Genomic DNA, 5,194 nt, shown 5'->3' on the forward strand with positions numbered 1-5,194 from the left:
AGGTGGAGATCCTGGTGATCAACCGGGGCGGGGATCTGGTGGGGCGAGCGGATTTCGAGTAGGTCGCCGACACCACCCGCACTCCGCGGCCGCGGGTTCTCCGGTTACGCACCGCTCTTTGCCGCTACAAGGTGGCGGTGTCGAACCAGGCGCGGAGTTCGCGGGTGATGTCGTCGCTCAGGGCCGAGCGGTCTTGAGGACGGTCTTCGTAGTGGATGCGGAGGGTCCGCATCGCTGCGAGTAGGTCACGTTCTTCGACCGGGTCGAAGTAGCCGACGCTGGTGATCAGCAGGCTCGCGCGGTACGGGGTGATGACGTCGTCCAGCAAGGATCCGGCTGCGTTCAGGCAGGACATGGGGAAGTGCGCGTCACGAGTGTCGCGGCCGACGAGAATGCGCGGTGGGATCTGTGCGAGCGCCGACTCCGCGGCATCGTCACGGGCTGCGTGGCGCTGCGGGTCTGCCGCCGCCTCGGAGAGCGGTTCGCAGACCCGCAGCTGCTCGATGCATTCGAAACTCACTCGCTCGAAACGGCTCCCAGTGCGGTGCTGGGTCGGCTCGTCCCAGAGCGCGATGATCTTCCGGTAAGGCTCGATGAGCCCGCTGCCACTCACGTCGCCGTAGGACAGCAACGCGCACCCCTGGATGAAGTCGGTCAGCTCTCGTCGCAGGGCGAGCTGCGGATGAGCCCGGATCCGTTCCTGCTCCTGCTCACGAAGTTCCTGGACCCGTTGCCGCACTCCCGCTGGCCTCATGCTGGGTAGGATACGTCGCCTGCCATTCACTACGCGGTGGTGCGCCATCGGCCGACGCAGGAACCCAGTAGGCGCATTCGGTCCAGTCGTTTTCGAGGCTGGTATAGATGGAAGCGATATCGCTGGTTCGCGGATCAACGACAACGTTGCCGGTACGCTCGGTACCACGATATTGCAGAATATACCGCGTGTACGCCGGGTTCGTCGCGGGTCGCGGGAATCCGTAGCTCACGACTCTGTCGGCGCAGCGCATGAAGTCGCCAACGTTGACGTACGGATCATGCGGCCCGGACGGACGCTCGTCCCACATCATGTGCTTGAGCGAGCTGCAACGCCAGTGACGGCTCTCGCCCGTACTGACGTTTACCCAGCCCATCAGTTCGAATGAGTCGTCGACAGCGTATTCCAAGCAATCATCCATTCGTGCCTGCAACGCGGCGGGGTCGAACTGGAACCCGGGAGCGGGATCCGCGTCGGCGGCCGGGGTTGCGGTGACCACGCACGCCGCAGCGGCAGCAGTGATCGCCCATGAGCGGAAAAAAGGTGCACAAGACTCCTCGTCTCGTGGCTGAAACCACCGACGCGCGCCGCACCTCACGACGCTGTCCTTTCGGATCGAACATGATCCCGTTCTTCGCGTCCGACGCTTTGCGCGACCTCACTCATTCAGAGCAATGCGGGTGCTCATGCTCTTGGTGCGGTTCCGCTGCGGCGCTGGAGTTGAGTCCGTCGGGTCCGTTCGTCAGGCACCGGCTCTCCGGCCGTCGAGGCCGAGTACGGCGGCGGTGACCGGGGCGGGATGGCCCGCTTGGCGCCAGTGCAGGTGGGCGGGGCCGGAGAGCAGGGGAGTGCGGGGATCGATTCCGCTTGCGCGGTAGGCGAAAGCCTCCTCGTGCGAGTAGACGATCACGACGTCGACCACCCCGGAAGGCCAGTACCGCGCGTACAGCAGCGCGTCGAGCTCACCGACGTCGTTGTGCACCGGGACGCAGCGGAATCCTTGCGCTACAAGAATTTGCAGGTTGCCGATCGCGTCCATGGTGTGAACTCCGTTCCATGCAAGGAGATCGGGAGGGAGGCCGGCGGGACCGAACCGCGTCGGGGGCGTTTTCGGTCCGGCCCCGCCGGTGGCACCAGGCGAAGGCGGGGGAGGGGCGCCATTGCCTGGTGGGATCGTGATCGGTGTCGATCACGTATGTGGAGCACGATACATTTGCGTGTGCTCCGATCTAGATCCCTGATCGGGTGATGATGTTGGCTCGCGCGCCGGGGCAGACTCCGTGCGACGGGATGGAGGTAGCGGGTGAGCACGAGTCCGACCGCGTTGAAGCGCTGGATCGCAGGGGAGCTGACGCGGCTGCGGGAACGAAGCGGCCACACGAGGGCAGAAGCCGCGAAAGCGATCCACGGCAGCATCCAGAACCTCGGCCACTTCGAGGTCGGCCGCCGAATGCCGAAAGCCCTGGAGCTGGAGACGCTGCTGCGGTTGTACGGAGCGCCGGAGCGCGTCGAGTTCTTCCTGTCCTTGCGGGAGCGAGCGAGGAGGGGAGCGGACTGGTGGGTCCGCTTCGACTCCGAAGAAGCTTTGCCCGAGTATCTCAAGCTGTTCCTCGGAGTTGAGGTGATGGCGGCCAGGATCGACAGCTGGGACACCCACCTCGTTCCCGGCCTGTTCCAGACCGAAAGCTACGCGAACGCACTCGTCCGTGGCGGCGCTCCGAAGCTGCGCAAACGGGACCGCGACCGGCGAGTCGAGCTGCGCATGGCTCGGCAGCGCGAGGTGCTGGGCGGGGAGGCTTCGCCTGCGGTGCACGCGGTGATCAGCGAAGCGGCGCTGCGCGCCATCAACGGCGGGCCCGAAGTGCAACGCGGGCAGCTCGAACGACTGCTGGAACTTGGTGCGAAACCGAACATCGAGATCCAGGTGCTTCCATTCCATGCCGGGCTGCACACCGGTGCGGACGGCCCTTTCATGCTCCTGACCTTTCCCTCGGAGTTCGGTCCGGACGTCGGAACCGCCTACGTGGAAAACCGGGTGGAGGTCGTCTACTACGAAGAACCTTCGGCGGTGGCTCCGTTCCGCGAAGCGATCGAGCAGCTGAAGTCCAAGGCGTTGAAAACATCCGATTCCAGCGTCCTTATCAAGCGAATATTCGAGGAGATCTGATGAACGACCGTGTTGCCAGGGCTGCGCTGACCGACTGGCACAAGGCCACCTACAGCCACGCGGCGAACGGTTGCGTCGAGGTCGGTTCCGCACCGGGCGTGGTCGGCGTCCGCGACTCCAAACTCGGCTCAACCAGCCCGATCCTGACGTTCACCCGCGCCGAGTGGACGGCGTTCACCGCCTCCCTCCGCGAGTCGTAACCCCTCGCTCATGAGTGAACGGACCGTTTGACCAATCTAATGGGACGAACGGTCCGTTCACTCGGAAGATCATGCTGAGGTGAGCCGATGAGAGGGATTCCGTCGCGGTTCCTGATGGCCGCGGCAGTTGTGCTGGGGCTGGTGCTGGTCGTGTTGGTCTCGGCGAGCGCTTCGTCCTCGTTGCTGCCCGGGCCGGTGTTGTGGGCGCTGGTAGTGCTCGACGCGATTGTGCTGTCGGCGAGCGTGTTCGAACTCGCTCGGCGCCGAGTGCGCGGTCCGGAGCGTGGCTGAAACCGGGGGCCGGCCGAGCGCTCACCACTGCTCGCGGGCCGTCGCCACCGGGCACGATCACCGGAGTAATGGGCCCCTTCGCCCAATTTGTCGGGGCGAACGACCCCTTCACTCCGAAATGGCCGAGTCAGTCGCGGCAGCGCGCGGTCGAATACAGGTGGCTGTCCGGGAAAGTCGAAGCCGTCAGCACCGACCCGACCACGATCACCGCGGTGCGCTTGATGCCCGCCTCGCGCACGGCGGGAGCGATGTCGGTGAGCGTGCCGCGCAGCACGATCTCGTCCTCGCGGCTGGCGCCCGCGACGACCGCGACGGGGCAGTCCGCGCCGTAGTTCGGCAGCAGTTGCTCGACCATCGACTCGATCCGGTTGACCGCCAGGTGCAGCACCAGCGTCGAACCGCTCTGCCCGAGCGTGGCGAGGTCTTCGCCTTCCGGCATCGGCGTGGCCTGCGCGGACGTGCGGGTGAGCACCACGGTCTGGCCGACGCCGGGCACGGTCAGCTCGCGGTTGAGCGTCGCGGCAGCAGCGGCGAACGCGGGCACGCCGGGGACCACGTCGTAGGGCACCCCGGCCGCGTCGAGGCGGCGCATCTGCTCGGCGACGGCGCTGAACACCGAAGGATCGCCGGAGTGCAGCCGCGCCACGTCCAGCCCGGACTCGTGCGCGGCGATCAGTTCGTCGAGGATCTGGTCCAGGTTCAACTGCGCGGTGTCGACCAGCCGAGCATCCGCGGGGCAGTGCGCCAGCAGCTCGACCGGCACCAGGCTGCCCGCGTACAGGCACACCGGCGAAGCCGCCAAGACATCGCGTCCGCGCACCGTGATCAGGTCCGCCGCGCCCGGCCCGGCGCCGATGAAGTGCACGGTCATCGCTTGGTCACCGCCCACTGGGTGATCCGCATCGCGGGCCGCCAGCCGGTGAAACCACCGACCGGCGAGGCGTGCTCCGAGGAAATCCGCACCAGCTCACCGCCGCAGCGGCCGTACCAGTCCGCCACCAGCACCTCCGATTCGATCGTCACCGCGTTCACCACCAGGCGGCCGCCCGGGCGCAGCGCGTTCCAACACGCATCGAGCACACCGGGCGCGGTCGAGCCGCCACCTACGAAGATCGCGTCCGGAGGGTCCAGCCCGTCCAGCGCCTCCGGCGCGGCACCGACGACCAGTCGCACGCCGGGGACGCCGAGGCTCAACGCGTTCGTCGTCACGCGGGCCGCGCGGTCCTCGCGGTGCTCGATCGCCACCGCCCGGCAGGACTCGTCGGCGCGCATCCATTCGATCGCGATGCTACCGGCGCCCGCACCCACGTCCCACAACAGCTCACCGGGCATCGGGCCGAGCCGGGCGAGGGTCAGCGCGCGCACGTCCCGCTTGGTGAGCTGGCCGTCGTGCAGGAACGCCTCGTCCGGCAAGCCCGGCGTGCGGGGGAGGCGCTGCGCGTCCGGATCGGCGCGGCAATGCACGGCGACCACGTTCAGCGCGGAGACCTGCGGGCTCGGCCATTGCGCGGCGGTGCAGTCCAGGCGGGACTCCTCCGGCGCGCCGAGATCGCCGAGCACGGTGATCTCGCTGCTGCCGAAATCCCGTGCGACCAGCAGCGCCGCCACCTGCGCGGGAGTGTGCTCGTCCGAGCTGAGCACCAGCAGCCGGCTGCCCGGCTGGACCTGCGGGTGCAGCAGCTCGGTGTGCTTGCCGACCAGACTCACCACCTGCGTGTCGTGCGCGGGCCAGCCCATCCGCGCGCAGGCCAGCGACACCGACGACACGTGCGGCAGCACCCG

At 67.6% G+C, this 5,194-nt stretch carries 8 protein-coding genes; 3 read left to right on the plus strand and 5 right to left on the minus strand.

The window, feature by feature from the left end; genetic code table 11:
• Nucleotides 1-124: 124 nt before the first annotated feature.
• The 3 genes from IJH84_RS24910 to IJH84_RS24920 all read right to left on the minus strand — a co-directional run bounded on the left by IJH84_RS24910 (nt 125) and on the right by IJH84_RS24920 (nt 1,793).
• On the minus strand, nt 125-631 hold the full coding sequence (locus tag IJH84_RS24910) for a hypothetical protein (protein ID WP_295149710.1): 507 nt from the start codon (nt 629-631) through the stop codon (nt 125-127).
• 79 nt (nt 632-710) lie between these two features.
• On the minus strand, nt 711-1,253 hold the full coding sequence (locus IJH84_RS24915; RefSeq protein ID WP_295149712.1) for a hypothetical protein: 543 nt from the start codon (nt 1,251-1,253) through the stop codon (nt 711-713).
• A 243-nt stretch (nt 1,254-1,496) separates the two neighbouring features.
• On the minus strand, nt 1,497-1,793 hold the full coding sequence (locus IJH84_RS24920; RefSeq protein WP_295149714.1) for a hypothetical protein: 297 nt from the start codon (nt 1,791-1,793) through the stop codon (nt 1,497-1,499).
• Between the two features lie 264 nt (nt 1,794-2,057).
• Here IJH84_RS24920 and IJH84_RS24925 point away from each other — a divergent pair, with 264 nt between their 5' ends.
• The 3 genes from IJH84_RS24925 (at nt 2,058) to IJH84_RS24935 (ending at nt 3,412) form a co-directional block, all read left to right on the plus strand.
• Nucleotides 2,058-2,921 (plus strand): helix-turn-helix transcriptional regulator, encoded by an 864-nt coding sequence (locus IJH84_RS24925; RefSeq protein ID WP_295149715.1) that lies wholly within the window; start codon nt 2,058-2,060, stop codon nt 2,919-2,921.
• Nucleotides 2,921-3,121, plus strand: coding sequence for a DUF397 domain-containing protein (locus IJH84_RS24930; RefSeq protein ID WP_295149717.1), 201 nt, complete (start codon nt 2,921-2,923; stop codon nt 3,119-3,121). The genes IJH84_RS24925 and IJH84_RS24930 overlap by 1 nt, the downstream gene beginning before the upstream one ends.
• Nucleotides 3,122-3,208: 87 nt before the next feature.
• Entirely contained in the window at nt 3,209-3,412 is a 204-nt protein-coding gene (locus tag IJH84_RS24935; protein WP_295149719.1) for a hypothetical protein, read from the plus strand.
• Nucleotides 3,413-3,539: 127 nt separating this feature from the next.
• Here the strand turns inward: IJH84_RS24935 and cobM are convergent, their stop codons facing one another.
• Nucleotides 3,540-4,283 (minus strand): precorrin-4 C(11)-methyltransferase, encoded by a 744-nt coding sequence (gene cobM / locus IJH84_RS24940; protein WP_295149721.1) that lies wholly within the window; start codon nt 4,281-4,283, stop codon nt 3,540-3,542.
• Nucleotides 4,280-5,194 (minus strand): precorrin-6Y C5,15-methyltransferase (decarboxylating) subunit CbiT (gene cbiT, locus IJH84_RS24945; RefSeq protein WP_295149723.1); only part of this gene is annotated, 915 nt, incomplete at its 5' end. The genes cbiT and cobM, both read right to left, overlap by 4 nt.

Origin of the sequence: Saccharopolyspora sp., assembly GCF_017434145.1 — a bacterium.
Lineage (GTDB): Bacteria > Actinomycetota > Actinomycetes > Mycobacteriales > Pseudonocardiaceae > Saccharopolyspora_C > Saccharopolyspora_C galaxeae.

What these genes read in the sequence shown, in the direction of transcription:
- IJH84_RS24920 (WP_295149714.1), bottom strand. Translation starts at nt 1,793, where the DNA reads ATGGACGCGATCGGCAACCTGCAAATTCTTGTAGCGCAAGGATTCCGC.
- IJH84_RS24930 (WP_295149717.1), top strand. Translation starts at nt 2,921, where the DNA reads ATGAACGACCGTGTTGCCAGGGCTGCGCTGACCGACTGGCACAAGGCC.
- IJH84_RS24935 (WP_295149719.1), top strand. Translation starts at nt 3,209, where the DNA reads ATGAGAGGGATTCCGTCGCGGTTCCTGATGGCCGCGGCAGTTGTGCTG.
- cobM (WP_295149721.1), bottom strand. Translation starts at nt 4,283, where the DNA reads ATGACCGTGCACTTCATCGGCGCCGGGCCGGGCGCGGCGGACCTGATC.